At 61.2% G+C, this 26,637-nt stretch carries 24 protein-coding genes, 3 tRNA genes and 1 riboswitch; of the genes, 7 read left to right on the top strand and 20 right to left on the bottom strand.

The genetic code is table 11. From position 1 onward, the window contains the following. Nucleotides 1–54 precede the first annotated feature (54 nt). From FHT69_RS10000 to FHT69_RS10045, 10 genes are all read right to left on the bottom strand, one after another. The gene (locus tag FHT69_RS10000; protein ID WP_063474304.1) at nucleotides 55–810 is read right to left on the bottom strand and encodes a hypothetical protein; all 756 of its coding nucleotides are present in this window, start codon (nucleotides 808–810) and stop codon (nucleotides 55–57) included. A 2-nt stretch (nucleotides 811–812) separates the two neighbouring features. After that, complete coding sequence (gene nuoF, locus FHT69_RS10005) at nucleotides 813–2,117, bottom strand: NADH-quinone oxidoreductase subunit NuoF (RefSeq protein ID WP_003547378.1); 1,305 nt, start codon at nucleotides 2,115–2,117, stop codon at nucleotides 813–815. A gap of 10 nt (nucleotides 2,118–2,127) precedes the next feature. Next, nucleotides 2,128–3,294, bottom strand: a complete 1,167-nt coding sequence (locus FHT69_RS10010; RefSeq protein ID WP_047616510.1) for an NADH-quinone oxidoreductase subunit E — start codon at nucleotides 3,292–3,294, stop codon at nucleotides 2,128–2,130. 16 nt (nucleotides 3,295–3,310) lie between these two features. Continuing rightward, complete coding sequence (locus FHT69_RS10015) at nucleotides 3,311–3,583, bottom strand: hypothetical protein (RefSeq protein ID WP_097595125.1); 273 nt, start codon at nucleotides 3,581–3,583, stop codon at nucleotides 3,311–3,313. Continuing rightward, the gene (locus tag FHT69_RS10020) at nucleotides 3,583–4,773 is read right to left on the bottom strand and encodes an NADH-quinone oxidoreductase subunit D (protein WP_183905281.1); all 1,191 of its coding nucleotides are present in this window, start codon (nucleotides 4,771–4,773) and stop codon (nucleotides 3,583–3,585) included. The genes FHT69_RS10015 and FHT69_RS10020 overlap by 1 nt, the downstream gene beginning before the upstream one ends. Before the next feature lie 63 nt (nucleotides 4,774–4,836). Then, nucleotides 4,837–5,439: an NADH-quinone oxidoreductase subunit C gene (locus FHT69_RS10025; RefSeq protein ID WP_047616504.1), complete on the bottom strand. Its 603-nt coding sequence runs from the start codon at nucleotides 5,437–5,439 to the stop codon at nucleotides 4,837–4,839. Between the two features lie 19 nt (nucleotides 5,440–5,458). Continuing rightward, a complete protein-coding gene (locus tag FHT69_RS10030) occupies nucleotides 5,459–6,043 on the bottom strand; it encodes a NuoB/complex I 20 kDa subunit family protein (RefSeq protein WP_003578567.1) in 585 nt (194 codons plus the stop codon). Then, nucleotides 6,034–6,399 carry an NADH-quinone oxidoreductase subunit A gene (locus tag FHT69_RS10035; protein WP_010055493.1) on the bottom strand — a complete coding sequence of 122 codons (366 nt, stop codon included), beginning with the start codon at nucleotides 6,397–6,399 and terminating at the stop codon, nucleotides 6,034–6,036. The genes FHT69_RS10030 and FHT69_RS10035 overlap by 10 nt, the downstream gene beginning before the upstream one ends. A gap of 246 nt (nucleotides 6,400–6,645) precedes the next feature. Next, a tRNA-Asp gene (locus FHT69_RS10040) sits at nucleotides 6,646–6,722 on the bottom strand. Nucleotides 6,723–6,807: 85 nt separating this feature from the next. Beyond that, nucleotides 6,808–6,884: transfer RNA gene (locus FHT69_RS10045), tRNA-Asp, on the bottom strand. Between the two features lie 428 nt (nucleotides 6,885–7,312). On the opposite strand from FHT69_RS10045, the gene FHT69_RS10050 reads away from it, so the two are divergent. The 3 genes from FHT69_RS10050 (at nucleotide 7,313) to FHT69_RS34640 (ending at nucleotide 8,566) form a co-directional block, all read left to right on the top strand. Beyond that, nucleotides 7,313–7,388: transfer RNA gene (locus FHT69_RS10050), tRNA-Val, on the top strand. A gap of 102 nt (nucleotides 7,389–7,490) precedes the next feature. Next, nucleotides 7,491–7,889, top strand: coding sequence for a hypothetical protein (locus tag FHT69_RS10055; RefSeq protein ID WP_127430623.1), 399 nt, complete (start codon nucleotides 7,491–7,493; stop codon nucleotides 7,887–7,889). 464 nt (nucleotides 7,890–8,353) lie between these two features. Then, the gene (locus FHT69_RS34640) at nucleotides 8,354–8,566 is read left to right on the top strand and encodes a hypothetical protein (RefSeq protein ID WP_048338652.1); all 213 of its coding nucleotides are present in this window, start codon (nucleotides 8,354–8,356) and stop codon (nucleotides 8,564–8,566) included. A gap of 55 nt (nucleotides 8,567–8,621) precedes the next feature. Here FHT69_RS34640 and FHT69_RS10060 read toward each other — a convergent pair whose 3' ends face one another. Next, on the bottom strand, nucleotides 8,622–9,170 hold the full coding sequence (locus FHT69_RS10060; protein WP_047616651.1) for a glutathione peroxidase: 549 nt from the start codon (nucleotides 9,168–9,170) through the stop codon (nucleotides 8,622–8,624). 129 nt (nucleotides 9,171–9,299) lie between these two features. After that, nucleotides 9,300–9,653 carry a hypothetical protein gene (locus FHT69_RS10065; protein ID WP_097543023.1) on the bottom strand — a complete coding sequence of 118 codons (354 nt, stop codon included), beginning with the start codon at nucleotides 9,651–9,653 and terminating at the stop codon, nucleotides 9,300–9,302. A gap of 164 nt (nucleotides 9,654–9,817) precedes the next feature. On the opposite strand from FHT69_RS10065, the gene FHT69_RS10070 reads away from it, so the two are divergent. Next, nucleotides 9,818–10,423, top strand: coding sequence for a class I SAM-dependent methyltransferase (locus tag FHT69_RS10070; protein ID WP_047616496.1), 606 nt, complete (start codon nucleotides 9,818–9,820; stop codon nucleotides 10,421–10,423). 5 nt (nucleotides 10,424–10,428) lie between these two features. On the opposite strand, the gene FHT69_RS10075 is transcribed toward FHT69_RS10070, so the two are convergent. Then, a complete protein-coding gene (locus FHT69_RS10075; RefSeq protein WP_245294555.1) occupies nucleotides 10,429–10,830 on the bottom strand; it encodes a cupin domain-containing protein in 402 nt (133 codons plus the stop codon). 242 nt (nucleotides 10,831–11,072) lie between these two features. Between FHT69_RS10075 and FHT69_RS10080 the strand changes: the two genes are divergently transcribed. After that, nucleotides 11,073–12,059, top strand: coding sequence for an aldo/keto reductase (locus FHT69_RS10080; protein WP_183905282.1), 987 nt, complete (start codon nucleotides 11,073–11,075; stop codon nucleotides 12,057–12,059). Nucleotides 12,060–12,240: 181 nt separating this feature from the next. Here FHT69_RS10080 and FHT69_RS10085 read toward each other — a convergent pair whose 3' ends face one another. From FHT69_RS10085 to clpP, 6 genes are all read right to left on the bottom strand, one after another. Then, nucleotides 12,241–14,439, bottom strand: a complete 2,199-nt coding sequence (locus FHT69_RS10085; protein ID WP_127430625.1) for an esterase-like activity of phytase family protein — start codon at nucleotides 14,437–14,439, stop codon at nucleotides 12,241–12,243. Between the two features lie 95 nt (nucleotides 14,440–14,534). Further along, the gene (locus FHT69_RS10090; protein ID WP_127430626.1) at nucleotides 14,535–15,434 is read right to left on the bottom strand and encodes a DMT family transporter; all 900 of its coding nucleotides are present in this window, start codon (nucleotides 15,432–15,434) and stop codon (nucleotides 14,535–14,537) included. Nucleotides 15,435–15,528: 94 nt separating this feature from the next. Then, nucleotides 15,529–15,787, bottom strand: a riboswitch (FMN riboswitch). A 140-nt stretch (nucleotides 15,788–15,927) separates the two neighbouring features. Further along, on the bottom strand, nucleotides 15,928–16,203 hold the full coding sequence (gene hupB / locus FHT69_RS10095; protein ID WP_003558438.1) for a DNA-binding protein HupB: 276 nt from the start codon (nucleotides 16,201–16,203) through the stop codon (nucleotides 15,928–15,930). A 206-nt stretch (nucleotides 16,204–16,409) separates the two neighbouring features. Next, nucleotides 16,410–18,827, bottom strand: a complete 2,418-nt coding sequence (gene lon / locus FHT69_RS10100; RefSeq protein ID WP_047616487.1) for an endopeptidase La — start codon at nucleotides 18,825–18,827, stop codon at nucleotides 16,410–16,412. Between the two features lie 404 nt (nucleotides 18,828–19,231). Continuing rightward, nucleotides 19,232–20,509, bottom strand: a complete 1,278-nt coding sequence (gene clpX / locus FHT69_RS10105; RefSeq protein ID WP_003573940.1) for an ATP-dependent Clp protease ATP-binding subunit ClpX — start codon at nucleotides 20,507–20,509, stop codon at nucleotides 19,232–19,234. Between the two features lie 303 nt (nucleotides 20,510–20,812). Further along, entirely contained in the window at nucleotides 20,813–21,442 is a 630-nt protein-coding gene (gene clpP, locus FHT69_RS10110) for an ATP-dependent Clp endopeptidase proteolytic subunit ClpP (RefSeq protein ID WP_003573944.1), read from the bottom strand. A 391-nt stretch (nucleotides 21,443–21,833) separates the two neighbouring features. On the opposite strand from clpP, the gene FHT69_RS10115 reads away from it, so the two are divergent. After that, nucleotides 21,834–23,087: a GGDEF domain-containing protein gene (locus FHT69_RS10115; protein WP_047616484.1), complete on the top strand. Its 1,254-nt coding sequence runs from the start codon at nucleotides 21,834–21,836 to the stop codon at nucleotides 23,085–23,087. Nucleotides 23,088–23,143: 56 nt separating this feature from the next. Continuing rightward, nucleotides 23,144–24,388, top strand: coding sequence for a cytochrome P450 (locus tag FHT69_RS10120; protein WP_183905283.1), 1,245 nt, complete (start codon nucleotides 23,144–23,146; stop codon nucleotides 24,386–24,388). A gap of 20 nt (nucleotides 24,389–24,408) precedes the next feature. On the opposite strand, the gene FHT69_RS10125 is transcribed toward FHT69_RS10120, so the two are convergent. Then, entirely contained in the window at nucleotides 24,409–26,538 is a 2,130-nt protein-coding gene (locus FHT69_RS10125; protein ID WP_183905284.1) for a bifunctional diguanylate cyclase/phosphodiesterase, read from the bottom strand. Nucleotides 26,539–26,637 lie beyond the last annotated feature (99 nt).

Below are 26,637 nucleotides of genomic sequence, written 5' to 3' on the forward strand. Positions count from 1 at the left end.
CCGCCCGTCCGCCGATCTGCCCATTCTTCCGGCCGATTGACACGGCCGGACAGTTCATTTCTTCCTGCGGCCTCGCCCTGCCAGAACTTTTGCCTGACCGGTCCAGTCGTCACGGCCGATGCGGCCGTTGAAGCCGAGTTCGGCGTCGAGCCGGGCGATTTCCGCGTCGGTCCAGGCGGCAATCTCGGCGAAGCTGCGAATACCCTTGGCGTTCAGCACCTGCTCCAGCTTCGGGCCGATGCCGGCGATCAGCTTGAGATCGTCGGCCTTGACAGCCCGCGCAGCCGGTCTTGCCTTCACGGCCGGCTTCAGCTGGCCCGGCTTCGTATCGCTAACCGACTTCGTTTGGCCGACAGACTTCGCTTCAGTGACCGGCTTCGCTTCAGTGACCGGCTTCGTCTGGCTGGCCGGGATCGGTTCGCTGACCGGCCTGACGACAGTCAGTGTCGGCCCTGCCTTCTTCCCGGCCGCCGGCTTGGTGAAAGCCTTGACGGCAGGGCGAATATTCTCCGGCCGGATTTCGACATCGGGCGCCGGCTCGTCCGGCGGCGTGTCATCGAGAGCGGCAGCGACTTTGCTCGTGGTTTCCAGGGCGCTCTGCCAGGCGCCGAAGAAGGCGCCGGCCATCTGCGTCGAGAAACCGAAGCCGATCGCCGTTGCCGCGGCAAAGGCTGCAGCCGGATGCGCCATCAGCGGATGCACCGGCATCGCCTGTGCATTTTCAAGCATCTCGGCGGCAAGGCGGCCGAAACCGGCCGCGAAATCGGCGACTTCTTCCTTCTTCCCAGCCTTGGATGCATTGTCCGCCATGATTATTCAGCCGCCTCCAGAACCGCGCCGTGATCGAGCGCGCTCGCCGTATACTGGTCGATGCGCTTTTCGATCTCGGGACGGAAGTTACGGATCAGACCCTGCACCGGCCATGCGGCTGCGTCGCCCAGCGCACAGATGGTGTGGCCTTCGATCTGCTTGGTCACCTGGAACAGCATGTCGATTTCGCGCTTCTGGGCATTGCCCTTGGCCATGCGTTCCATCACCCGCCACATCCAGCCCGTGCCTTCGCGGCACGGCGTGCACTGACCGCAGCTCTCGTGCTTGAAGAAGGCGGAGATGCGGGCGATCGCCTTGATGACGTCGGTGGACTTGTCCATGACGATCGCCGCCGCCGTGCCGAAGGAGGAGCCGACGCCGCGCAAGCCGTCGAAATCCATCGGGCAGTCGATGATGTCCTTGGCCGGAACGATCGGGCAGGATGCGCCGCCCGGAATGACGGCGAGCAGATTGTCCCAGCCGCCGCGGATGCCGCCGGCGTGGCGATCGACCAGCTCGCGGAAGGTGATGCCCATTTCCTCTTCGACCGTGCACGGCTTGTTGACGTGGCCGGAGAGCATGAACAGCTTGGTGCCGACATTGTTCGGGCGGCCGATGGCGGAGAACCAGCCGGCGCCGCGGCGCAGGATCGTCGGTGCAACAGCGATCGATTCGACGTTGTTGACAGTCGTCGGGCAGCCGTAGAGGCCCATATTGGCCGGGAATGGCGGCTTCAGGCGCGGCTGGCCCTTCTTGCCTTCGAGGCTTTCGAGCAGCGCGGTTTCCTCGCCGCAGATATAGGCGCCGGCGCCATGATGGACGAAGATGTCCATGTCCCAGCCGAGCTTGTTGTTCTTGCCGAGCAGGCCGTAATCATAGCATTCGTCGATCGCCGCCTGCAGCGCCTCGCGCTCTCTTATATATTCGCCGCGCACATAGATGTAGGCCGCATTGGCGCCCATGGCGAAGCTCGCGATGACGCAGCCTTCGATCAGCGTATGCGGATCGTGGCGCATGATGTCGCGGTCCTTGCAGGTACCGGGCTCGGATTCGTCGGCGTTGACGACGAGGTAATGCGGGCGTCCGTCGCTTTCCTTCGGCATGAAGGACCATTTGAGACCCGTGGGGAAGCCAGCGCCGCCGCGACCGCGAAGGCCGGATGCCTTCATCTCGTTGATGATCCAGTCACGGCCCTTTTCGAGGATCTGCTTGGTGCCGTCCCAGTGGCCGCGGCTCATCGCGCCCTTCAGGGACTTGTCCTTGAGGCCGTAGATGTTGGTAAAGATGCGGTCTTTATCTTGTAACATGCTTCACCTCTTACCGCGGCTTCTTGCCGAAGACCTTGATATATTCCGCTTCCCCGCCCTTGGCGAGCGCCTTGGCCTGCTTGACCCAGTCATCGCGCTCGATGCGGCCGCGGAAGTTCAGGTAGCCGTCGACCCATTCGCGTTCGGCCTTCTTCCAGCCCGCGACCTGCGCGAAGGTGAAGATGCCGATTTCGTTCAGCGTCGCCTCGATCTTCGGACCGACGCCCGAGATCATCTTCAGATCATCCGGGGCTGCGGGCTTTTCGATGCCGGACGGACGGTTCTTGTCGGTTAGGGAAGGCTTGGCCGACGGGGCGGCTTCGGCCTTGACGGTAGCTTTCGGCGCCGGTTCGGCAGCCGCCGTGCCCGATATCGGCTGCTCTTCGGCGGCCTTGGCGTTCTTCGCCGCCGCCTTCGGTGCGGTTGCCGGCGTCTTCAGCGCTGCATTGGTCTCGGCATCGGTGCTCTTCGGGCGGGCGGCCTCGGAAGGCGGAACCGGCGCGGCATCGACCGGAGCCGACACGGTTTCGGCATCGGCCTTCTTGGCGCGCGTCCTGGCCTTCGGCTCTTCCGTCGTCAGCGAGGTCGGGCCGCCTTCGGGCGCTGAAAATATCCGGTCGATCTGGGTGCCGGGCTTGATGCTGGCGCCATTGCCGGCGGCAAAGACGTCGATGATCTCTTCGAGACGCTCTGGCGTCAGGTCCTCATAGGTGTCCTTGCCGATCATCACCATCGGCGCGTTGACGCAGGCCCCGAGACATTCGACCTCTTCCCAGGACAGCGTGCCTTCGGCATTGCGCTCGAAGGCATGGGCATGGATCTTGCTCTTGCAGACCGACATCAGCGCTTCCGAGCCGCGCAGCATGCAGGGCGTCGTGCCGCAGACCTGGACATGGGCGCGCGTGCCGACAGGATGCAGCTGGAACTGCGTATAGAAGGTCGCGACCTCGAGCACTCTGATATAGGCCATGTCGAGCATGTCGGCGATCTTTTCGATCGCCGCGCGCGTGACCCAACCGTCCTGCTCCTGCGCCCGCATCAATAGCGGAATGACCGCCGATTGCTGGCGGCCGGCGGGGTATTTCTGGATCGTCTTGTCCGCCCAGACCGCATTCTCATCGCTGAAGGCGAATGCGGCAGGCTGAAATTGATCTTCGGCTAATCGACGAACGGACATTCTTTCTCACGCCTTGTCAGTTTAGGGTTCCACACCGCGAAGCGGTCAAAGACTGCATTTCGCAGGCATAGGCCGACTGGTCTTTCTGCATAAACACTACGAATTTGCCGCCGTTCGGAACGGCAGCCTTGATCTGATAGCCCTTGGACAAAAGCTCGCCCATGGACGATTGCTGCGCCGGCGGCGTCTCTTCCTTATGGCCCAGCGGCGTGCCGAGGCTATCGGCCTCCTGAGCCGAAACTCCGGATGCCGAAAGAAGGAATGCGACGGCCAGCGGCAGAAGCTGCATCAGCGGTCCACCTCGCCGAAGACGATGTCGAGCGAGCCGAGCACGGCCGCGACGTCGGCAAGCTGATGGCCGCGGCACATGAAGTCCATCGCCTGCAGATGGGCATAACCCGGCGCGCGGATCTTGCAGCGATAAGGCTTGTTGGAGCCGTCGGAGACGAGATAGACGCCGAACTCGCCCTTCGGCGCCTCGACGGCGGCGTACACTTCGCCGGCCGGCACGTGGTAGCCTTCGGTATAGAGCTTGAAGTGGTGGATCAGCGCTTCCATCGAGCGCTTCATCTCGCCGCGCTTCGGCGGTACGACCTTGCCGTCGATCGACGAGAAGGCGCCGGTCTTGGCATCGGACAGCAGGCGATTGACGCATTGCTTCATGATGCGGACCGATTCGCGCATCTCGATCATGCGGATCAGGTAGCGGTCGTAGTTGTCGCCGTTCTTGCCGATCGGAATGTCGAATTCGAGATCGGAATAACATTCATAAGGCTGGGCGCGGCGCAGATCCCAGGCAGCGCCCGAACCGCGCACCATGACGCCGGAAAAGCCCCAGGCCCAGCAGTCTTCCAGCGAGACGACGCCGATATCGACGTTGCGCTGCTTGAAGATGCGGTTGCCGGTGAGCAGGTCGTCGATGTCGTCGAGCGCCTTCAGGAAGGGGTCGCACCAGTCGCCGATATCCTGCACGAGCTGTTCCGGCAGGTCCTGATGGACGCCGCCCGGGCGGACATAAGCAGCGTGCATGCGCGAACCGCTGGCGCGCTCGTAAAACACCATCAGCTTTTCACGCTCTTCGAAGCCCCAGAGCGGCGGCGTCAGCGCCCCGACGTCCATGGCCTGCGTGGTGACGTTCAGAAGATGCGAGAGGATGCGGCCGATTTCCGAATAGAGCACGCGGATCAGCTGGCCGCGGATCGGGATCTCGATGCCGAGCAGCTTTTCGACGGCCAGCGCATAGGCATGCTCCTGGTTCATCGGCGCGACATAGTCGAGGCGATCGAAATAGGGCACGGCCTGAAGATAGGTCTTGGTCTCGATCAGCTTCTCGGTGCCGCGATGCAACAGGCCGATATGCGGATCAACCCGCTCCACAATTTCGCCGTCAAGCTCCAGGACAAGACGAAGAACGCCATGCGCCGCCGGATGCTGCGGTCCGAAGTTGATGTTGAAGTTGCGGACGTTATGTTCTGTCATGGCGATGGCTCGCGTTCTCAGATAACCGATGAGTGGCGGCGAAAGCCGCCAGCCGCCTTTAATTTATTGCTTCGCTTTTTCATCACCGGGCAGCACATAGTCGGTGCCTTCCCATGGCGACATGAAGTCGAAGTTGCGGAATTCCTGCTTCAACTCGACCGGCTCGTACACGACGCGTTTCGCGGCGTCGTCGTAACGGACCTCGACGAAACCTGTCGTCGGGAAGTCCTTGCGCAGCGGGTGGCCTTCGAAACCGTAGTCGGTCAGGATGCGGCGCAGGTCCGGGTGACCGGTGAAGAGCACGCCGTACATATCCCAGGTCTCGCGCTCGAACCAGTCGGCGCCGGGATAGACGGCGCAGGCCGAGGGAACTGGCGTATCTTCGTCGGTCGCGACCTTGACGCGGATGCGCAGGTTCTTCTTCGGCGACAGCAGATGATAGACGACATCGAAACGCAGCTCGCGCTGCGGCCAGTCGACGCCGCAAATATCGATCAGGTTGACGAAACCGCATTTGGCGTCGTCGCGCAAAAAAGTCAGCAGCGCGACCAGGTTTTCACCCGTCGTCGTCACCGTCAGCTCGCCATACTTCGTCTGCGATGCGGCGACCAGGTTGCCGCGCGCTTCACCAAGGTAGGACGCAAGCTCAGTCAGGGCTTCACTCATATTGCCTTGTCCTTAACCCTTAGCGTTCGATCGTGCCGGTACGCCGGATCTTCTTCTGCAGCAGAAGCACGCCGTAAAGCAGCGCCTCCGCCGTGGGGGGACAGCCCGGCACGTAGATGTCGATCGGCACGATGCGGTCGCAACCGCGCACCACCGAATAGGAATAGTGATAATAGCCGCCGCCATTGGCGCAGGAGCCCATCGAGATGACGTAGCGCGGCTCGGGCATCTGGTCATAGACCTTGCGTAGCGCCGGCGCCATCTTGTTGGTCAGCGTGCCGGCGACGATCATCACGTCGGACTGGCGCGGCGAGGCGCGTGGCGCAAAGCCGAAGCGCTCGACGTCGTAGCGCGGCATCGACAGCTGCATCATTTCGACGGCGCAGCAGGCCAGACCGAAGGTCATCCACATCAGCGAGCCCGTGCGGGCCCAGTTGATCAGCTCGTCGGTCGAGGTGACAAGGAAACCCTTGTCGGCGAGCTCATTGTTGATCTCGCCGAAGAAGGCGTCGTTGCTGCCGATCGGCTTGCCGGTCGAGGGATCGATGATCCCCTTCGGCTGCTGGGCGACGAGGGGCTGATTGCTCACAGGGGCTACTCCCATTCCAGGGCTCCCTTCTTCCATTCATAGATAAAGCCGATGGTCAGCACGAGAAGGAAGACCATCATGGACCAGAAGCCGAACCAGCCGATGGCGCCGAAGGAAACGGCCCAGGGGAAGAGGAAGGCGACTTCGAGGTCGAAGATGATGAAGAGGATCGACACGAGGTAGAAGCGGATGTCGAACTTCATGCGGGCGTCGTCGAACGCGTTGAAGCCGCATTCGTAAGCCGAGAGCTTTTCCGAATCAGGCGCTTTGAAAGCCACGGCGAACGGCGCAATGAGCAGCGCCAGGCCGATAACGAGCGCGATAGCGATGAAGATAGCGATCGGAATATAAGAACTGAGCAGTTCAGTCATCATGTTCATCCCTGCTTGCCGGAGGCGCCAGGCGCGCATTTGGGCAAATGCCCGGCAAGCGAACGTGCGTTGCAACAAGCCGTGGTTAGCGCAGCCGACGCCCCGGCGCAAGAGATTTACAGAGGCAATTCGACGCGTCGCGCGCGGACATTATCAAGCAGATGCAACGATGTCGCGACAAATCCACGCAAGCTGCCTGAAGCTGCATGTCTGACCATTGGAAACTGCATGGCTTTCGGAAGAAAATGGCGCGAGTGACGGGGCTCGAACCCGCGACCTCCGGCGTGACAGGCCGGCACTCTAACCGACTGAGCTACACCCGCGCATATGATCGGCCATTGGCGGCCGCGAGGATGAAGAAAACCGGACAAACGACAAATCGCATTTGCGTTTTACAAAGACTTGAAATGGCGCGAGTGACGGGGCTCGAACCCGCGACCTCCGGCGTGACAGGCCGGCACTCTAACCAACTGAGCTACACCCGCAATTCATTTCAAGCAGTCCGGATGCCTTCGCACCCTCACCAAAACGGCTGCCCGTTTCGATGAGCGGCTAACTACGGGGTTCGTCTTTTAGTGTCAAGCAGGTTTGGAGACAAAACCATGACAGTCTGTGAAATGTTTCGGCGGGTTGGGTGCCAGACGAACAAAAGCCGGCACTTCCGTGTTCCGCAGCGATGCTCAGGCGCAGACGCAGCGCCTTCGAAACGGAGATGCTCGCCACCCTCCCCTCACTTTTCCACAGCCGAGCCGAACCTAAGCGGCATTGCCAGACACGGGGCAAGACACGGGGCAAGACACGGGAGCACCACCAAAAAAATCAAAAAATCTTCACAAACACTCTTGCGGTTTTGCCGCGTTCCGCATAGATCACGGCCACCAACGCGGCAGGCCGATCCGGCTTCGTTTGCGATGGGCGATTAGCTCAGTTGGTAGAGCGCCTCGTTTACACCGAGGATGTCGGGAGTTCGAGTCTCTCATCGCCCACCATTTCCAAACTTTCCCGCTGCTTGTCCATCCGATTCGGGATTCCGAATTCGCTCGCTAATGCGCTCGCGATCTGTGCAAGGTGTTCCGGTCAGGAGACACCTCATGAAAATCGTTGCCATCACCTCCGCACTGCTTCTCGCCAGCGTGGCTGCGCCGCCGTGCATTGCCAAGGAGCCCGCGCAAGAGGTGTTCCTGTCTGTCGGAGACCAGACGATGACGACGTCGGGAGAAACTCCGGGCCGCGAAGCCAGAACATATCTCCTGAGAATGCAGTCGGATCTGCCGATTGTTTTTTCGGTCGATGCCGACAATTCAGCCTGCAGCCTGGAAATCATGAAAGCCAGCCAGCGCGGCGTCTTCAGCAAAATCAGCCGATTCCCCGCATCTTTTAGAGACAGCGGTCAAAGTGGCGATGAATATAGGTTTTCGTTTTTCCAGAACCGCGTCTCATTTATGAGCGGCGCCCGATGCGCCTTCTCATTTTCTCTGAAGCAGAAGTGATTGCGTGATTGGGGTGATGGGTACGCCTTCCGTCTGGCGGGCACTCATCGTTACGCTTCGCCAGTTGTTGATCCACCGCCGAAACCAGCTGCGAATCGTCTTCCGGTGGATCGACGCAAAGCGAAACGGTGATCCTTCCTAAACCCCATACGCCGCCTGTCGGTTGTCACGATTCTCCGTGCCCGGTGCAATCGGCTGGCCGATGCCCGGCTCGCCGCATGATCCGAATTGTGGGCGGGTCTACATTCTCGAGGCGGCATTCGGCGAGACGTTCCGGCGCAGTAAGGCGTTACGCCCGGCAGCTTCAGATGCGCGCCATCGCGACAGCACTCCACCAAAATGGACTACTCCTGGCCGCCGCGCCACCTCCTATTGGGCGAATGGATGGGGCTCGGCAAAAGTGGGAATATTTGCCGCCCGGAAAGTTTCCGCGCTTAAAGGCTTACGACGCCTGGAGGTGTGCCATGAAGGCCCTGTGCTCCGCCTTGACGCTGTGCATCGCTATTGCCCTTTGTACGCCAAGTGCCATCTATGTCAGCCTGCCCGGATACGCCTTCAAGACGAATCCGAAATGCCAGCGCCACGAACCAAAAACGCGATTCGACAGAAGGTGTGACTGGCCGAGACTGGGCTACAAGGACTTTACGCCCCCGCTTGTGACCGTGCTTGGGATCTGAACACCGGCCGAGCACTCATCGCAGTCCAGACGCCACTGGTGTCGCCCGAGGGCCTTCATCTCTTCGCCAATTCCTTATCCACCGCCGAAACCAGCCGCGAATCATCTGCGGTCACGTCAGGCGCGAAACGGGCGGCGACTCTGCCGTCGCGGCCGATCAGGAATTTTTCGAAGTTCCAGAGGATGTCGTCCTCGTCGCCGCCTGTCATGCCGTGGGATTTCAGGCGCTCGCGCATCGGTCCGTCGCCGGTCGTCGCGACACCCGATTTGGTCAGTTGCCGGTAAAGCGGATGCTGCGCCTCGCCCTTGACCGAGATCTTCGAGAAGATCGGGAAGGTGACGTCATAGGCGCTGGTGCAGAAGTCGAGGATCTCGGCGTCGGTGCCGGGTTCCTGGCCCTTGAAGTCGTTGGCGGGGAAAGCGGCGATGACGAAGCCGCGCTCGCGCTTTTCGCCATAGAGCTTTTCCAGCCCCTCATATTGCGGCGTGAGCCCGCATTTCGAGGCGACATTGACGACCAGGAGCACCCTGCCCTTGTATTCGTTGAGCGTGGTCTCGCGACCATCCACAGTCTTGACCGGGATATCCAGCACGTTGCCTGTCACGGGAACCTCCAATTCGTAAGGATATGGTTCGCCCAAGTTAGCGATATCGCCGCCGTTGTCATCAGCGTCGGGATCAACTTGGCTTCCACAGGACGCCGGTGCGGCTTCCGGCCGCACCGGGCCACAGCCTCAGGCGGGAGACGTTTCCTTCACATCGTCGAGCAGGAAGTGCACGATGAGATAATCCGTCTTGTAATGGCGGCCGCTGTCCGACACGGAATCGACGCTGCCGCCGTCCTTCGGGTGCCAGGCGTGGTAATGGGGATTGGTGGTGATCAGGGTGATGGCCTTGCCATCCCTTTCGCCAAGCCGGAAGCGCATCTCGGCGAGCGGCCAGATCCGCTCATAATCCTGCATGGTGATTCGCGCCTTCAGCGCCTTGCGCTGCAGAGGCGCTTCGCCGGCCTCGGCTGGTGTTTCCAACATCACCTCCTCAGCACCGCTGATGATGGCGTTGAATTCTTCAGGCCACATGCGTCTCATGAAATCGCTCCTCCCGAGGCTTTTTCGTCAGTTCACAGATGGAACTTAGCGGTTTGTCGAAAAGAAGCAAATTCCCGTCATGCGGTTGTCATCGGCACCAGTCGCTCCTACCTTCCCGTCAAACCGCATCAGGGCCGTCGTCGCCCGCAATCCCGAGATCAGAGATGAAGACACGTGAAGAAAGGCAGGCGCTCCGGGCGAGCATGCCGCGCACGCCGCTCAGCGCCCATCATATGGAAAACGCCCGGCTGCTGCCGGACCGCGGCGAATTGCTCTATCGCATCCCGAACGGCGGCATCGGCGTCGAGGTCGGCGCAGCCTTCGGCGAATATACGGCGGAGATCCTGGAAAAGAACCGTCCGGCGCAGCTCTACCTCATCGATCCCTGGTCGATGGATCGCTACAGCTCCGGGTTAGACGCGATCCACACGAACTTCGCGGCCGAGATCGCGGCCGGCCGGTTGCACCTGATGCAAGGCACATCGCTGGAGAAGCTTGCCGAATTCGAGGACGATTTCCTCGACTGGGCCTATATCGATACCGACCATTCCTTCGACCTCACCTGGCAGGAACTGCTGCTCTGTGACAAGAAGGTGAAGCGGACGGGGCGCATTGCCGGGCATGATTTCTGCACCGGCAATACGGTCAAACCGATCGTCTATGGCGTCGTCGAGGCGGTCACCAAGTTCTGCAAGGATTACGGCTGGCAATTCGAGTTCCTGACGGTCGAATCGCACGCGCATTTTTCCTATTGCCTGAAACGGCTCTGATCCGCTCACACTTTGCCGGAATATTGCTCGTCGCTGACCTTTTCCATCCAGTCGACATGGCTGCCGTCCAGCGCCTCGTGCACGGCAATATGCGTCATCGCCGTATCCGGGGCAGCACCGTGCCAATGTTTTTCATCAGGTGCGAACCAGACGGTATCGCCGGGGCGGATTTCGCGGATGTCCCCGCCCCAGCTCTGGGCGAGGCCCTTGCCTGATGTGACGATCAGTGTCTGGCCGAGCGGATGCGTATGCCAGGCCGTGCGGGCGCCGGGTTCGAAGGTGACGGAGACCGCCCTCGCCCGGGCCGGCGCCGGCGCTTCCATCAGCGGATCCTGGCGGACGGCGCCGGTGAAATAGTCGGCCGGTGGCTTCGTCGAGGGGCGAGAGCCGGCGGGTTTGATCTCCATGATCTTTCCTTTTCCATTCATTGCGGTTGAAGCCTTGTGGCGGAACGATATTTCATCGAGGCGGCCAATCAAAGCCGGATCGACAATTGCCGCAAAGTCGCCCGACTGATAATTCCAATGTCTTTCATCACCAAAGCGCATCGCATCGCGCTTGCTTCATGCGACGCGCCTTGGCTCTTTGTTTTTATGCATGTCGTTATCCCTACACAGTTTCAGGCGACATGCAGTAGGGAGGATTTTTCATGAAACACCATGCTTTTGGCCGCATGCCCTTCACCGTCACCAATGTCGGCTTCGGCGCCTGGCAGATCGGCGGCTCCTGGGGCGATATCAGCGAGGCGGACGGACGCGCCGCCCTGAATGCCGCACTCGATGCCGGCATGACATTCATCGATACGGCTGATGTCTACGGCGACGGCCGCTCGGAAAAAATCATCGCCGACGTGCTGAAGACGCGCGGCGGCGCCCGCCCGATGGTCGCCACCAAGGCCGGCCGCCGCCTCAACCCGCATGTCGCCGAAGGCTACACCACGGCCAATCTCGAAGGCTTCATCGATCGCAGCCTCAAGAACCTCGTGGTCGACAGCCTCGACCTCGTGCAACTGCACTGCCCGCCGCGCGAGGTGCTTTACCAACCGGAGGTCTTCGAGAGCCTGGACGCGCTGCAGAAGGCCGGCAAGATCAAGGGTTACGGCGTCAGCGTCGAAAAGGTCGAGGACGGGTTGAAGGCGATCGAATATCCCGGCGTCGTCAGCATCCAGATCATCTACAACGTCTTCCGCCAGCGCCCCGACCACCTGTTCTTCCAAGAGGCGCGCCGCAAGAACGTGGCGATCATCGCCCGCGTGCCGCTCGCAAGCGGTCTCCTCTCCGGCAAGATCACCCGAGACACGCACTTTGCCAGCGACGACCACCGTAATTTCAATCGTCACGGCGAGGCCTTCGATGTCGGCGAGACCTTCGCCGGCGTGCCCTTCGAGGTCGGCCTGCAGGCGGTGGAAGAGGTGCGCAAGCTGGTGCCCGCAGGCGCCACGATGGCCGCCTTCGCGCTCCGCTGGATCCTGATGGCTGAAGCCGTCACCGTCGTCATCCCCGGCGCCCGCAATGCCGAGCAAGCCAGAGCCAACGCCGCCGCCGCCGACCTTGCCCCGCTTTCGGCCGACATCATGGCCGCAACCCGCGAGATCTACGAGCGGCTGATCGCGCCGCATGTGCATCAGCGCTGGTAGGGTTGGAGTGCTGATTCTTTGCTGGGGAGGCCAGATGGCCCCTCATCCGGCTTCCGCCACCTTCTCCACGCTCGCGGGGTGAAGGGACCATGCCGCAACGCCTCCGTTCCCCGTATACCTCTCGCAGGGCACGTCCCCTCTCCCCGTTTTACGGGGAGAGGGCTAGGGCGAGGGGCAGGTTTCAGTTTGTCGCATTCAGCTCGACCGGGAAGAACAGTGTCTCGCCGGAGGAGTCGCTGACGCCGTCATTGTCGGTGACCGCGTAGGGTTTGCCCGAGGCGTCGAAGGTGAAGCCTTCGAGCTTGTCGAGCACATAGCCGTTGGTCGCGGTCTTGAGTTCACCGAGGAAGTCGTGTGCTTCGGTCTTCTTGACGACCGGCAGTGCACCGCCAAGCTTGGCGGGCTTCAGCTCCGATATCGCGACCTTGTAGAGCTTCTTCAGCCTGGCGGCATCGCCGACCAGGTTGTCGCGCTCGATGATGTAGACGCTGTCGCCCTGGGCCGAGATTTCCGACAGGCCGACCCAGCCGCTTTCCGTCTTGTCGAGCGGATAGCGCACGGCGCCCCATTCCTTCCTCTTCGGATTGTAGGAGACGAGCTTGACGAAGCCCTTCTCGTCGTCACCCCACTCGCGCTGCACCGCCATCCAGAGTGTCGTATCGTCACCGGTGCCGACAATGGTCACGCCTTCGAAGCCGTAGCGGATTTCGTTGGCGGCAAGCTCCTTCGGCAGGGCGATCTCGGCCTTGATGTCGCCCTTGGCATTGACGTTATAGAGGGCGTGCGGAACGAGACGTTCACTGTAGCCTTCCGAGGCGAGCCAGAAGGAGCCGTCGGCGGCAGCCGCGATGCCTTCGATGTCGAGCTTCTGGGCCGGAGCGCCGTCACGCCTGACGACAAGGGCCTCGGTGATGACGGCCGGCTTCTTGCTGGCATCGATCGTGTAGATCGTCGGCTGCGAGCCGAGAACGCTGTCGCTGACGGCATAGAGCATGCCCGGCTTGCCCGGAACGGCAGCAAGACCCGAAAGAGCTGCAAAGCCGATCGGATTGCCGTCCTTGTCGGCGGAGACGATCTGCGGATAGGCCTTTTCGCCTTCCGAGCGCTCATAGATCATCACATGCGAGCGCGCACCGCCGTCCTTGCCGAGGTCGAGTTCGTTGGCGGTCGCAAGCAGATTGCGCGCAGGAATGGCGATCGCGCCTTCCGGCGAAATGCCGGACGGCAGCAACTGGACGAGTTCGGGATCGGCGCCGGTATCCTTATAGACGCCGACGACCGAGGCGCGTTCGGCGAGCAGGAAGAAATATTGCTCGTCGCCGAATTTGGCGGCTTCGAGACCTTCGGGCTCGACGCCCTTCGATCCCGACCGGCTTTCCGGATAGTGGCCGATATGGGCGACAGCGCGTTCGAAGGATGCGCCCGATTCGTAGAGAAGCTTGCCCGTCTTGTCGAAGATGGTGAAACCACGCGAGCCGCCCTGGTAGTCGCCTTCATTGGCGACGAGGAGGCGGTTGTCGTCGAGCCACTTCACGGCGTCGGGCTCGCGCAGCACGCCCTTGGATTCGCCTGAAAATTTCAGGGCGCCGTCACGCTTGGTGTCGATGCCGGTCAGATCGACGCTGCCGGCGGAGAAATGCGTCTTCACCGCGGCCGTATTGGCGTCGATGATGACAATCTCGTTGTTTTCCTGCAGCGTCAGCGCAATCTCGTTCAACCCGTTGAAGGCGACGAATTCCGGCTCCGGATCCTCCGGGGCGACGCCGGCAAGGCCGGTCAGCGCCACATGCTTGATGGTGCCGCAATCGACGGTGCCGTTCCTGACCTGGAAGACGACGAGGTCGCCGGCCGGCATCTGCGGGATCTTGCCGTCATTGACCTCTTCGTCACGCTCGTTTTCGATGGCGATGGCGCCGAGCGTCTTGTCCTTGTTGAGGGCGATCGAATCCGGCTGGCCGCCGAGATCGCAAGTGCTCTCGATCTTCCTGGTCGCGACATCGACGATCGCGAGACGCCCCGAGGGCTTTGCCTTGCTTTCGGAGGTGTTGACGGCGACGAGCGCCTTGCCGGCGCTCGAGGTGACCGAGGTCGGCTCACCGTCCATCATGACAGCGCCGCCGGCTTTCGGAGCCTTGGCGTCGGTGATGTCGATGAAGCCGATCGCGCCGAGCGGGCTGTCGCTATAGATCAGCGTGTTGCCGTCGTCGGTCGCAGTGATGATTTCGGCGGAGCTGACCGACAGCTTGTCCTTGTCATCAGGCAGGTTCTGGGCGACCGGGAAGGAAGCGATGCGGTTGAAAACTGGTTCGGCCGCGGCCGGAAAGGCGACGGATGCGAGAAGCACGGCAGCAAGCGCTGCCTTGCGCGATGAAATGGTCATGAAATCCCCCATGTGTCGAATATTCGAAACATGAGTTTTCTGCGGGAGCGGCATGACAGAGGCATGACAGAGGCGGCATTTTTCGCCGGATCACCTCAGGCGGGTTTGCGCTCCCTGCGCATCTCGTTTCGCATGATGAAAAGCGACGCGGAGAGGATCAGAGCCGCTCCCAACCAGAGATAACCCGCCGGCGCATAACCGAAGAACAGCCAACCGGCCAGCACGTTCAACGGCAGCTTCAGATCGTCGAAAGGCTGGACATAGGCGGCATCGGCTGCGGCATAGGCAAGAGTGAGGAAATACTGGGCTGCCGCGGTCAAAAGCCCCGCCAGCAGGAACAGGGCAAGGGTCGCCCCGGTCGGCACGGCAAAGCCTGCCGCGAGCGCCAGCCCGCCATTGATCGGCGTCAGCAGCACGAGCAGCCAGACGGTGATCGTCTCCGGTCGTTCGATGCCCGTCAGGCTCTTGGTGATCAGCGACGAGGCGCCCCATAATAGCGCCGAGAGCACGGGCAGGAGAGCCGCCCAGCCAAAACCGTCCGACCAGGGCTGCAGAATGATCATCGCTCCGGTGAAACCGGCCGCGGTCGCCGCCCAGCGGGCCGGGCCGACGCGCTCGCCAAGGAAAAGCCGGGCGCCCAGAATGATGAAGAAGGGTGAGGTCATCACCAATGCGATCGCCTGCCAGATCGGCACCGAAGCAAGGCCGGCGATCCAGGCCTCGACGCCGAGCGCGGCAAGTGCGACGCGCGCCAGGTGACGCCAGGGATAGCGCGTGCGCATCGCCGCAAGGCCGAGCCTGCGAAGGAAGGGCAGCGAGAACAGGAAAGCGAAGCCATATTGCCAGAAGGCGGCCGGGGCCGAGGGGAAGGCAAGCTTCATCGTCAGCCATTGGGTGACGACGTTGAGAAGCGAAAAAGCAATGCCGGCAAGGACCATCCAGAGGGCGCCGACAACGGCGCGAGACGGCTCTGCGGCTAGGGAAGTCTGATTCATGTCTCTCATCCGAAACCAGGGACCAACATAAATCAGGACGCATGAGCCACGACCAAGCGACACGGGGCAGACCCCTGCCCTTCGCACAGCCGACACTCATTCTCTTCCATCCGGACTTTAACCGTCGGCTCCGGAATCGCACCGGATCTGCTGACCCCTCCCCCGCTTCGACATGAGAGAAGGCGCTCGCGGGCTTGAGCCTACTGGATAATTTCCTTAAATCGGAACCGATTTAAGGGAAAAATTATGCAGCAACTTAAAATGCTACAGCGTCCTTTGCGCGTCTGAAAAGACGCGCGGCGCTGTAGACCCTTACCGCCGGTGGGGAGTTTCACCCCGCCCTGAGAACAGAAATGTCGTAGATCAAAGCCCGCGCGGCGGCAAGATCAACCAAAGCAAAAAGGTCCGGCAAAGCAAAAGGGGTCCGGCAAGCCGAACCCCCTCTCAAATCCTGCACAACCGGTCTCGTTTCCGGTTGGCGGATAATCTCAGATCAGCCGTTGACGGCATCCTTCAGGCCCTTGCCGGGCGTGAATTTCGGCACGTTGCGAGCCGGAATGTCGACTTCAGCGCCCGTGGACGGGTTACGGCCCTTCGTTGCAGCGCGATGAGAAACGGTGAAGCTGCCGAAACCCGCGAGGCGGATGTCGCCCTTGTTCTTGAGTTCAGCCTGGACAACGTCGAAAACCGCGTCAACAGCGGAAGCCGCGTCAGACTTCGTCAGTCCTGCCTTTTCGGCTACTGCGGACACGAGTTCATTCTTGTTCATGTTTCCACCCCTTTCTAAATGGTATGAAACGACTCAAATGTAAGCTAGGCGCAGAATAGGTTTCATCAGGCCCGCCGGAAACCCAAAAGCCCTGCAAATCAAGGAAAAGCAAGCGTCTACATGACGTTTTCACAAAAAAGGCTGGCGTTTCCGCCAGCCTTTTTGCGTGTTTTGTCCCAATGGGGCATAAATGTGGCACAGGCCACTCAATGCGCTATGGTTGCGCCCGTCTCATCGAGGCCTTCGACCGTTGCGATGACGGGCGTTTCCACCGTGCCGTCCCATTCGATCGGCTCCGGCCGCCGGATCAGCGCATGCTTGATCACCTCGCCCATGCGGGATACCGGGATGATCTCCATGTTGTTCTTCACGTTGTCCGGAATCTCCGCCAAGTCCTTGGCGTTTTCTTCCGGGATCAGCACCTTCTTGATGCCGCCGCGAAGCGCTGCGAGCAGCTTTTCCTTGAGACCGCCGATCGGCAGCACACGGCCGCGAAGGGTGATTTCACCGGTCATGGCCACATGCCTGCTCACCGGGATACCGGTCATGATCGAGACGATCGCGGTTGCCATGGCGACGCCGGCCGAGGGGCCGTCCTTCGGTGTCGCGCCTTCCGGCACGTGCACGTGGATGTCGCTCTTGTCGAAGCGCGGCGGCTCGATGCCGAAATCGACGGCGCGCGAGCGGACATAGGAGGCCGCTGCCGAGATCGATTCCTTCATGACGTCCTTCAGATTGCCGGTGACCGTCATGCGGCCCTTGCCCGGCATCATCACACCTTCGATGGTCAGCAGCTCGCCGCCGACCTCCGTCCAGGCAAGACCGGTCACGACGCCGACCTGATCCTCGCCCTCGGCTTCGCCATGGCGGAAGCGCGGGACGCCCAGATAGTCGGAGATGTTGGCGGCCGTCACGTGAACGGACTTCGTCTTGCCCTTGATGATCTCGGTGACCGCCTTGCGGGCGAGCTTCATCAATTCGCGTTCGAAGCTGCGGACACCGGCTTCGCGGGTGTACTGCTGGCTGATCGCCATCAGGGCGTCGTCGCTGACCGAGAATTCCTCCGGCTGCAACGCATGTTCCTTGATGGCCTTCGGCAGCAGGTGCCGCTTGGCGATCTCGCGCTTTTCATCCTCGGTGTAGCCGGCGATACGGATGATTTCCATGCGGTCCATCAGGGGTGCTGGAATGTTCAGCGTATTCGCCGTCGTGATGAACATCACGTCCGACAGGTCGTATTCGACTTCCAGGTAGTGGTCCATGAAGGTCGAGTTCTGCGCCGGATCGAGCACTTCGAGCAGAGCCGAGGACGGATCACCGCGGAAGTCCATGCCCATCTTGTCGATCTCGTCGAGCAGGAAGAGCGGGTTGGACTTCTTCGCCTTCTTCATCGACTGAATGACCTTGCCGGGCATCGAGCCGATATAGGTGCGGCGGTGACCGCGGATTTCGGCTTCGTCGCGAACGCCGCCGAGTGCCATGCGGACATACTCACGGCCGGTCGCCTTGGCGATCGACTGGGCGAGCGAGGTCTTGCCGACGCCCGGAGGGCCGACGAGGCACAGGATCGGGCCCTTGATCTTGGTGGCGCGGGCCTGCACGGCCAGATATTCGACGATGCGCTCCTTGACCTTGTCGAGACCGAAGTGATCGGCTTCGAGGATCTTCTCGGCATTGTTGAGATCGGCCTTGATCTTCGACTTCTTGCCCCACGGAATGCCGAGCAGCCAGTCCAGATAATTGCGCACGACGGTGGCTTCCGCCGACATCGGGCTCATCTGGCGCAGCTTCTTCAGTTCCGCATCGGCCTTTTCACGGGCTTCCTTGGACAGCTTGGTCTTGGAGATGCGCTCTTCCAGCTCGCTCATCTCGTCGCGGCCTTCCTCGCCGTCGCCGAGTTCCTTCTGGATCGCCTTCATCTGCTCGTTAAGATAATATTCGCGCTGGGTCTTCTCCATCTGGCGCTTGACGCGCGAGCGGATACGCTTTTCGACCTGCAGGACCGAGATCTCGCCTTCCATGAAGCCGAGAGCTTTTTCGAGGCGCTGTTTGACGCTGGTCGTCTCCAGCATCTCCTGCTTCTCGGTGATCTTGATCGACAGATGCGAGGCGACCGTATCGGCGAGCTTGGAATAGTCGTCGATCTGGCTGGCGGCGCCGACCACTTCGGGCGAAATCTTCTTGTTGAGCTTCACATAGCTTTCGAATTCGGAGACGACCGAACGCGACAAGGCTTCCAGTTCGACCGGATCGTCATGCGGCTCCTCGAGCACATGGCCGAGCGCCTCATAGAAATCCTCGCGGCTGGTATAGGTGTCGATCTCGGCGCGGGCGCGGCCTTCGACCAGAACCTTGACGGTGCCGTCGGGCAGCTTCAGGAGCTGCAACACGTTCGCCACGGTGCCGACATTGTGAATCGCGGACGGATCCGGATCGTCGTCACTGGCGTTGATCTGCGTCACCAGCATGATCTGCTTGTCGGAACCCATGACCTCTTCGAGCGCACGGATCGACTTTTCCCGTCCGACGAACAGCGGCACGATCATATGCGGGAAAACCACGATGTCGCGCAGGGGCAGAACAGGGTAGGCAGTGCTGCTCGCTACAGACGTTTTCTTCGTCATTTTATGTCCTTTCCATCGTCCCGTTACCGGGCTCTCTGCACGGCCGCTTGGGACCGGCCGGCACTCTCACTTGTTGCTACAAGTGGAGGTTCTGACTACGCTTTTCAAGCCACGCTAACGCCCGCGTTCCCCGGATGTGACGGCTTTGTTACAACGGAACGCCAACACTATGAAGCGCGTGGCTGGACCGGCGCTTACCACTTCCGACCCGGCTAAAATACAAACGCCAACAATAGGCTTACGGAATCACCGCATCATTGCCAAGCACTCCCCTTTGCGCAACATCGGCAAAGGCAATTCCGGTTCCCACCGGCAAAATACTAACAGCGCCTCGCATGGTTTTTCAAATAGAAAGGGGCCTGCCGATGGCAAGCCCCCAAAATAATCATAGGAAAGCAGCAAGATCACGCCGAAGCGTTGGCCTTTTCTTCCTGACGATCGGCATAGATGTAAAGCGGACGGGCCGAACCGCGCACCACTTCCTCCGAGATGACGACCTCGCGCACGCCTTCCAGCGTCGGCAGTTCGAACATCGTGTCGAGCAGGATCTTCTCCATGATCGAGCGAAGGCCGCGGGCGCCGGTCTTGCGCACGATCGCCTTGCGGGCGATTTCGCGCAGGGCATCCTCGTGGAAGGTCAGTTCCACGTCTTCCATCTCGAACAGGCGCTGATACTGCTTGATCAGCGCGTTCTTCGGCTCGGACAGGATCTGGATCAGCGCATCTTCATCGAGATCCTCGAGCGTCGCCAGAACCGGCAGACGGCCGATGAACTCGGGGATGAGGCCAAACTTGACCAGGTCTTCCGGCTCCAGTTCGCGCAGGACTTCGCCGACGCGGCGGTCGTCCTGGGCCTTGACGGTGGCGCCGAAGCCGATCGAGGTCTTCTCGCCACGGGCGGAGATGATCTTGTCGAGGCCGGCGAAGGCGCCGCCGCAGATGAACAGGATGTTCGTCGTGTCGACCTGCAGGAATTCCTGCTGCGGGTGCTTGCGGCCGCCCTGCGGCGGTACGGAAGCGACCGTGCCTTCCATGATCTTCAGCAGCGCCTGCTGCACGCCCTCGCCCGAGACGTCGCGGGTGATCGACGGGTTGTCGGACTTGCGCGAAATCTTGTCGACTTCGTCGATGTAGACGATGCCGCGCTGCGCACGCTCGACGTTGTAGTCGGCAGACTGCAGGAGCTTCAGGATGATGTTTTCGACGTCCTCGCCGACATAACCGGCCTCGGTAAGCGTCGTCGCATCGGCCATGGTGAAGGGAACGTCGATGATCCGGGCCAGCGTCTGGGCAAGATAGGTCTTGCCGCAGCCCGTCGGGCCGACGAGCATGATGTTCGACTTCGCCAGCTCGACTTCGCCGTTCTTGGAGGCGTGCGCCAGGCGCTTGTAGTGGTTGTGCACGGCGACCGACAGGATCTTCTTCGCCTGCCGCTGGCCGATGACATATTCGTCGAGGACCTTGATGATGTCCTGGGGCGTCGGAACGCCGTCGCGGGACTTGACCATCGAGGACTTGTTCTCCTCGCGGATGATGTCCATGCACAATTCGACGCATTCATCGCAGATGAAGACGGTCGGTCCGGCAATCAGTTTCCGGACTTCGTGCTGGCTCTTTCCGCAGAACGAACAATAGAGAGTGTTCTTGGAGTCGCCGCCGTTGCTGCCGCTGACCTTGCTCATATCATTTTCCTTCCAGCACGCCGCATTTCAAGGCGAAATCGCGGTCCACTCTATCAGCTCCTGGCGGCACTCCGTTTCCGGAGCCTTTGCCGAGAAGGGCTTCAGGGGGTACGAACCGGTCCCAACCAATCATGTCCGGGTTCCGGCGGCAACGAATTCCCCTTCGAATGCCGAATGCTATGTCATAAAAATTCAACATAGCATTAATAGTTACTATTAGCGTCTTCGTCGCCGGATGAAAGCCCTTGTTCAATCACAAATGGGATAGAACTGTGGCGACAAAAACACCATCCCAATTAATTACTAGGCCTGTTCGCCTTCCATTTCGAGGCGCGACGTCAGAACCTTGTCGATGACGCCCCAGCCCTGGGCTTCGTCCGCATCCATGAAATGGTCACGATCGAGCGTCTTTTCAACTTCTTCATAGGTGCGGCCGGTGTGCTTGACATAGACCTCGTTCAGGCGGCGCTTCATCTTGAGGATGTCGCGGGCGTGGCGCTCGATGTCCGAAGCCTGGCCCTGGAAGCCGCCCGAGGGCTGATGCACCATGATGCGGGAATTCGGCGTGGCGAAGCGCATGTCCTTGTGGCCGGCGGCCAGCAGCAGCGAGCCCATGGACGCGGCCTGGCCGATGCAGAGCGTCGAAACCGCGGGCTTGATGAACTGCATCGTATCGTAAATCGCCATGCCTGCGGTGACGACGCCACCGGGCGAATTGATGTAGAGGGCGATTTCCTTCTTCGGGTTTTCGGCCTCGAGGAAGAGAAGCTGGGCGCAGACGAGCGTCGCCATGTGGTCTTCGACGGCGCCCGTCAGGAAGATGATGCGTTCCTTCAACAGGCGGGAATAGATGTCGTAGGAGCGTTCACCGCGGTTGGTCTGTTCCACGACCATCGGCACGAGGGCCATAGCGGTATCGACTGGGTTTCTCATGTGCGTCCTTTGTCAACGTCTCGCCGGCCGGCGCCGGGAATCAAAGAAAAATGTCTTATCCCTACATAGAGTGTCCCTGCCCTCCTCTTCAAGACACGCCTGAGGATAACGTTAAGAAGGCGGGGCCGGGCGGTTCCTGGTAGCCTCTTTCCCCCAAACGCCTGTTAACGGCGAGCCCTCGGCATTGTCTCCCCCGGTTTTTCTCCATGACAGGATGAAGGAAGGCTTACTTCATTCGACCGTGCTTATACACGTTTACCCAACGGAAAGCCTACCGGCAGATATCGGCCCAAAACCATGCCGCAGCGCAGCGACATTAAGGAAGTGGCGAGCTTCCTCGGCAAGGATGCAAGCCAACTGAAAAGGGCCGACAGACGAGGGGTTTGCTGCCGTGTTCAATATTGCTACAGGTCTCGCCATCTGGTGTTCCGAGGCCATGACGCTTGCTTTGGTGCTGTTCGTCGCCTGGCGCCACAACGTCAGGAACGAGGCCTATCTCTATTGGGGTCTCGGCTTCCTTCTGACCGGCATCGGCTTTGCGATGATTGCCTTGCGCAGCGAAATCCCAAGCGTGCTTTCCATCGAGGCGGGCAATGCCATTGCGCTGCTCGGCCAGAGCGCCTGGGTGGCGGGTTTTCTCGCACTCGACCGCAAGAGGATCGAATGGTGGGCGCTGCTGCCGCCGGTCATCTGGCTGGCCGGGGTTTTCCTGCCCTGGGTCAACAGCGATTATTCGAACCGCGTGGTGCTCTACAATCTCGCTTCGGCGACAGGTGCGACGGCACTCGCCATGGCGGTTGCCGCCGGCGACATGCGCCGCGAGCGCACCCGCGTCAAACTGATGGGCGTCTTCGTCATCCAGGGCTGCCTGTGCTTCGGCTCGGCGCTGACGACGGCGCTGACGCTGCCGAGCGACATCGAGGCGACCAATCTCGGCGGCGTCTCCGCCATGGCCAGCGCCTTCCTGCTGACCATCGCCTTCGCGTTCACGTGCCGGCTGATCATGGAGCGCTCCGAACGGCACCTGCGTGCGCTGACCCTGACCGATTCGCTGACCGGCGTGCTCAACCGCCGCGGCCTGCTCGGCTATTTCGACGCCACCCAGGAAAAAGCCCATAACGAGCAGCGCCAGGTCGCAGTGATGCTCTTCGATCTCGACCATTTCAAGCGCGTCAACGATCGTTTCGGCCACCAATCCGGCGATGCCGTACTCACCGCGTTTGCCCGCATGGCCCGCCAGTATATTCCGAACAGCATCTTCGGCCGCATGGGCGGCGAGGAATTCGCAGCCTTCGCCGCGGTTACGGACCAGACGGAAGCCGAGGCGATCGCCGAAGCCATCCGCACCGAATTCTGCCGCCTGCCCGTCAGCACCGGCGAAGCGATCGTCCCGGTCACGGTCAGCATCGGCATCGCGCTCGCCTCCTCGATCGAAGCCAATATCGACAAGCTGATCTCGGCTGCCGACCGGGCGCTCTATGCCGCCAAGGCCGCCGGCCGCAACTGCACGGTCACCTTCGGCGAAGCGGAGGCCGCAGCCCCTGCACCGGCCACACCGAGCAGCACCGCCGGCGAACTCGTGCCGACGGTCGACGATCAGGTCGAGGCCCTGCGGCGCATGGGCACGCTGTCGCGGGCCGGCTAGCCCGCTTCTTCACCCGCATCTTTCCGAGGCACGGCAAATCCGCTAAGCCTCGGGACATGATGATACCGTCCTTTCTCTCGATCGATCCGGCTCGCCGCCACGTCTCGCTGGACGGCCGCAACCCGGCCTTCTACGGCAACCCGAATGCCGCCTATGCAGCACTTCACGCCCATTGCCCGACCTTCTACTGGAGCGAGCAGAAGCAGTGGTTCTTCACAGGCTACGACCATGTGAACGCGCTGCTGCGCGATCGCCGCTTCGGCCGGCAGATCCTGCATATCGCCAGCCGCGAGGAGCTCGGCCTTGCCGAGCCGATGCCGCATCTTGCCAGTTTCGATCTCTCGGAACGGTATTCCCTGCTCGAACTCGAACCGCCCGAGCACACGCGGCTGCGCACGCTCGTCAACCGCGCCTTCGTCTCCCGCCATGTCGAGAAGATGAAACCGGAGCTTGCCGAACTCGCCAACCGGCTGATCGACGGCTTCGCGAAAAAGGGCGAGGTCGAGCTGCTCTCGGCCTTTGCCGACATCATCCCGGTGACGATGATCGCCCGGATGATCGGCATTCCCGAGGAGATGGGGCCGCAGCTGCTTGCCTGGTCGCACGCCTATGTCCGCATGTACATGTTCGGCCGCACGCGCGAGCAGGAGGAAGAGGCCGAACGGGCGGCCAAGGAATTTTCCGACTACGTCAAGACGGTGATCGCAGAACGCCGCGCCGAGCCGCGCGACGACCTGCTTACCCACATGATCCATACCGAGCACAAGGGCCAATATCTGACCGAGGAGGAGCTCGTCTCGACGACGATCGTGCTGCTCAATGCCGGGCATGAGGCGACCGTGCACCAGATCGGCAATTCCGTGCGCATCATCCTCGACAGCGGCTGCGATCCCTCGGAACTCTTCCGGGACGAGGCGACGACGGAACGCACGGTCGAGGAAACCTTGCGCATCGGCGCGCCGGTGCACATCTTCCAGCGCTGGGCGCTGGAGCCTGCCGAAATCGACGGCGTCTCCTTCAAGCGCGGCGACAAGGTGAGCCTCATCCTCGCAGCCGCCAATCTCGACCCGGCGAAATTCAGCGATCCCCTCACCTTCCGGCCTGACCGCAACGAGGCGGCGAACCTCTCCTTCGGCGCCGGTATCCATTTCTGCATCGGCGCGCCGCTGGCCCGGCTTGAGCTCAATGTCGTGCTGCCGATCCTGTTCGAACGGCTTCCCGGTCTCAAACTGTCAAAGACGCCGGTGGTCAAGGACGTCTACCATTTCCACGGGCTGGACCGGCTGGATCTGCAATGGTGATCACCGCCGCGCCTGGAAAGTCATGCGGCTGACTCTTCTTCCAGCTTGCTGGATATGTCGTGTGCCGACATAGGTCTTCCAAGCAGATATCCCTGCAGCTGATCACAGCCGGCGTCGCGCAAGATCGCCGCCTGGCGGGTATTCTCGATCCCTTCGGCGGTCACCGGAATCTGCAGGGCGGTCGCCAGGGAAATGGTCGCCCGAAGAACATCGGCGCCATTTGCGCCTTCGTCGAGAGCCGACACGAGCGAGCGGTCGATCTTCATGCGATCAAACCCGAACTGCCGCAATGCGCCAATGCTGGCGTAGCCGCAGCCGAAGTCATCGAGCGCAAACTTGATGCCGACGCGCTTCAGCTGATCTATCGATCGCCGCGCCTGGTCCGGATTTGTCATCAGGACACCTTCGGTGATCTCCAGCGTCAGCCGGCTTGGATTGAAATCGAGTTCCTGCAGCACCGAGATCACTTCGGCGGCAAATTCCGGATTGCAGAGCTGGATCGGCGAAACATTCACCGACAATGCCAGATCGGGCCAGTTCTTGGCATGCTCGATCGATGTTCTGAGCATATGAACGCCAAGCGCATCGATGAGGCCGCATCTCTCGGCAAGCGGGATGAAAATCTCCGGACTGATGTTGCCCGTCGCCGTTCGCCAGCGTGCCAACGCCTCAAGACCAGTGACGGCGCCTGTTGTGGCGGAGACGAGAGGCTGGAAAACGGCTTCGATCGCGCCACTGCTGATGGCGTGCTTCAACAGGCCTTCCAGCTCGGCGACGCGTTGGCGTTCCTGGTCCAGTTCAGGATCGTATTCGATCGCCTGACCCCTGCCATTTGTCTTGGCGCGATAGAGGGCCATATCCGCTCTGCGGAGCAGCTCCAAAGGCGGAATGTCTCCGTTGAGCGCGGCCGCTCCGATGCTTGCGCCGACTTCGATCGTTCGTCCGTCGATTTTGAAGGGCTCGGTAAACAACGCCAGAATGGTCTTTTCCATGTCTTCGCACGTAGCGGATCCGACGTGCACCAATGCAAATTCGTCGCCCCCCAGCCGGGCCGCGGCAACGACTTCGGGGTGGCAGGCGGTCAGCGCGTTCGAGACCAGCCGGATCAAATCGTCCCCCACCGCATGCCCCCAGGCATCGTTGACGGCCTTGAAGCCATCAAGGTCGACCAGATAGAGCCGGAGTGGCGTAGAGCCCACATCCTCGAGGTCTTCCAGCAGGCTGAGAAGCCCATGCCTGTTCAACAGGCCGCTCAGGCTATCATGGCCCGCCTCGAAAAGTGCTGCTTGCGCCAACTGGCGCAGGCGTCGCGCCTCGGACGCGCCAACCATAAGAACGCCGATCAGGAACAGCGCAAGGATGGCGATAGCGGCCGCGACGTAAGGAGCAACCTGATGAAACACGGTGCTTCCGGGCGCCTTGCTCGGCCAGACGAGATAGCCGATGACGGCCCCCTTCATGTCGGTGATCGGCGCGTTCAGGAACGCCGGCTTGGGCGTCATCTCGAGGTGCAGGCCTTCGAGTTCATGTTCGTTCGAGAGCGTGTCGAGAACCTCAGGCGTGATGTCCTTGTAGAAGCTCAACGTGCTGAGCTTCGGAAGCTCGCCGCTCGCCTCGAACGGCTGGATTGCCTGCGAGGCGATCAGCGCGACGCCGCTCTCGGTCTTGATGAAATTGACCACCGGCGCCCGCCCAGGATCAGCGGCCGCATTGATCTGCTGATCAAAGGTTTCGCCAAAAAACGCGCTCGGCTGGAAGGGCTTGCCTTTGGCATAGGCCGAGACAACCGAAGACCGGTCGGGGCCGATGACGATCGCGCCGTCATAGAGCGCGTAATCCTCGCTGGTTTTTCCCCAATTCTCATAGGCCCAATCGGCGGCGGTCGGCGATGAGGTCGCACGATAGGCATCGTCCCATACGGCATTGTCAGTCGTTGTCGAACCCAGGCGAGCCACAAATGCGCCGATTGCGGCGCGGGCAGCGCGATTGGCCCTGGCATCGTCGATCTCGTTTGCCGACCGGGTCATCTTGACGACGACATGAGCCATAAGGCCGGTCAGGACGAGAGCGACGACGAGGAAGCAGACGGTTGTCGCAATGATGGAAGACGTCTGAGTCCGAACGTGCCTACCTGCAAGATTCGACGACATGCAAATTCCGCAAAGATTAATTGCAAGGCCATGTCTGTGAGACGGCAGGAGACATCATGTCCGCAATGCGCTGCAGATAAGATCTAGCATTTGACGATG

The organism is Rhizobium sp. BK008, assembly GCF_014197345.1.
GTDB lineage: Bacteria > Pseudomonadota > Alphaproteobacteria > Rhizobiales > Rhizobiaceae > Rhizobium > Rhizobium anhuiense.

Excerpts from the sequence above, each read along its gene's own strand:
- FHT69_RS10055 (WP_127430623.1), top strand. The coding sequence starts at position 7,491 with ATGAAAATCGTTGCCATCACCTCCGCACTGCTTCTCGCCAGCGTGGCT.
- clpX (WP_003573940.1), bottom strand. The coding sequence starts at position 20,509 with ATGAGCAAGGTCAGCGGCAGCAACGGCGGCGACTCCAAGAACACTCTC.
- FHT69_RS10120 (WP_183905283.1), top strand. The coding sequence starts at position 23,144 with ATGATGATACCGTCCTTTCTCTCGATCGATCCGGCTCGCCGCCACGTC.
- FHT69_RS10065 (WP_097543023.1), bottom strand. The coding sequence starts at position 9,653 with ATGAGACGCATGTGGCCTGAAGAATTCAACGCCATCATCAGCGGTGCT.
- lon (WP_047616487.1), bottom strand. The coding sequence starts at position 18,827 with ATGACGAAGAAAACGTCTGTAGCGAGCAGCACTGCCTACCCTGTTCTG.
- FHT69_RS10090 (WP_127430626.1), bottom strand. The coding sequence starts at position 15,434 with ATGAATCAGACTTCCCTAGCCGCAGAGCCGTCTCGCGCCGTTGTCGGC.
- FHT69_RS10035 (WP_010055493.1), bottom strand. The coding sequence starts at position 6,399 with ATGACTGAACTGCTCAGTTCTTATATTCCGATCGCTATCTTCATCGCT.
- FHT69_RS10020 (WP_183905281.1), bottom strand. The coding sequence starts at position 4,773 with ATGACAGAACATAACGTCCGCAACTTCAACATCAACTTCGGACCGCAG.
- FHT69_RS10070 (WP_047616496.1), top strand. The coding sequence starts at position 9,818 with ATGAAGACACGTGAAGAAAGGCAGGCGCTCCGGGCGAGCATGCCGCGC.
- hupB (WP_003558438.1), bottom strand. The coding sequence starts at position 16,203 with ATGAACAAGAATGAACTCGTGTCCGCAGTAGCCGAAAAGGCAGGACTG.
- FHT69_RS10080 (WP_183905282.1), top strand. The coding sequence starts at position 11,073 with ATGAAACACCATGCTTTTGGCCGCATGCCCTTCACCGTCACCAATGTC.
- FHT69_RS10075 (WP_245294555.1), bottom strand. The coding sequence starts at position 10,830 with ATGGAGATCAAACCCGCCGGCTCTCGCCCCTCGACGAAGCCACCGGCC.
- FHT69_RS10000 (WP_063474304.1), bottom strand. The coding sequence starts at position 810 with ATGGCGGACAATGCATCCAAGGCTGGGAAGAAGGAAGAAGTCGCCGAT.
- FHT69_RS10085 (WP_127430625.1), bottom strand. The coding sequence starts at position 14,439 with ATGACCATTTCATCGCGCAAGGCAGCGCTTGCTGCCGTGCTTCTCGCA.
- FHT69_RS10010 (WP_047616510.1), bottom strand. The coding sequence starts at position 3,294 with ATGTCCGTTCGTCGATTAGCCGAAGATCAATTTCAGCCTGCCGCATTC.
- FHT69_RS10125 (WP_183905284.1), bottom strand. The coding sequence starts at position 26,538 with ATGTCGTCGAATCTTGCAGGTAGGCACGTTCGGACTCAGACGTCTTCC.
- FHT69_RS10015 (WP_097595125.1), bottom strand. The coding sequence starts at position 3,583 with ATGCAGCTTCTGCCGCTGGCCGTCGCATTCCTTCTTTCGGCATCCGGA.
- clpP (WP_003573944.1), bottom strand. The coding sequence starts at position 21,442 with ATGAGAAACCCAGTCGATACCGCTATGGCCCTCGTGCCGATGGTCGTG.
- FHT69_RS34640 (WP_048338652.1), top strand. The coding sequence starts at position 8,354 with ATGAAGGCCCTGTGCTCCGCCTTGACGCTGTGCATCGCTATTGCCCTT.
- nuoF (WP_003547378.1), bottom strand. The coding sequence starts at position 2,117 with ATGTTACAAGATAAAGACCGCATCTTTACCAACATCTACGGCCTCAAG.
- FHT69_RS10030 (WP_003578567.1), bottom strand. The coding sequence starts at position 6,043 with ATGGGAGTAGCCCCTGTGAGCAATCAGCCCCTCGTCGCCCAGCAGCCG.
- FHT69_RS10025 (WP_047616504.1), bottom strand. The coding sequence starts at position 5,439 with ATGAGTGAAGCCCTGACTGAGCTTGCGTCCTACCTTGGTGAAGCGCGC.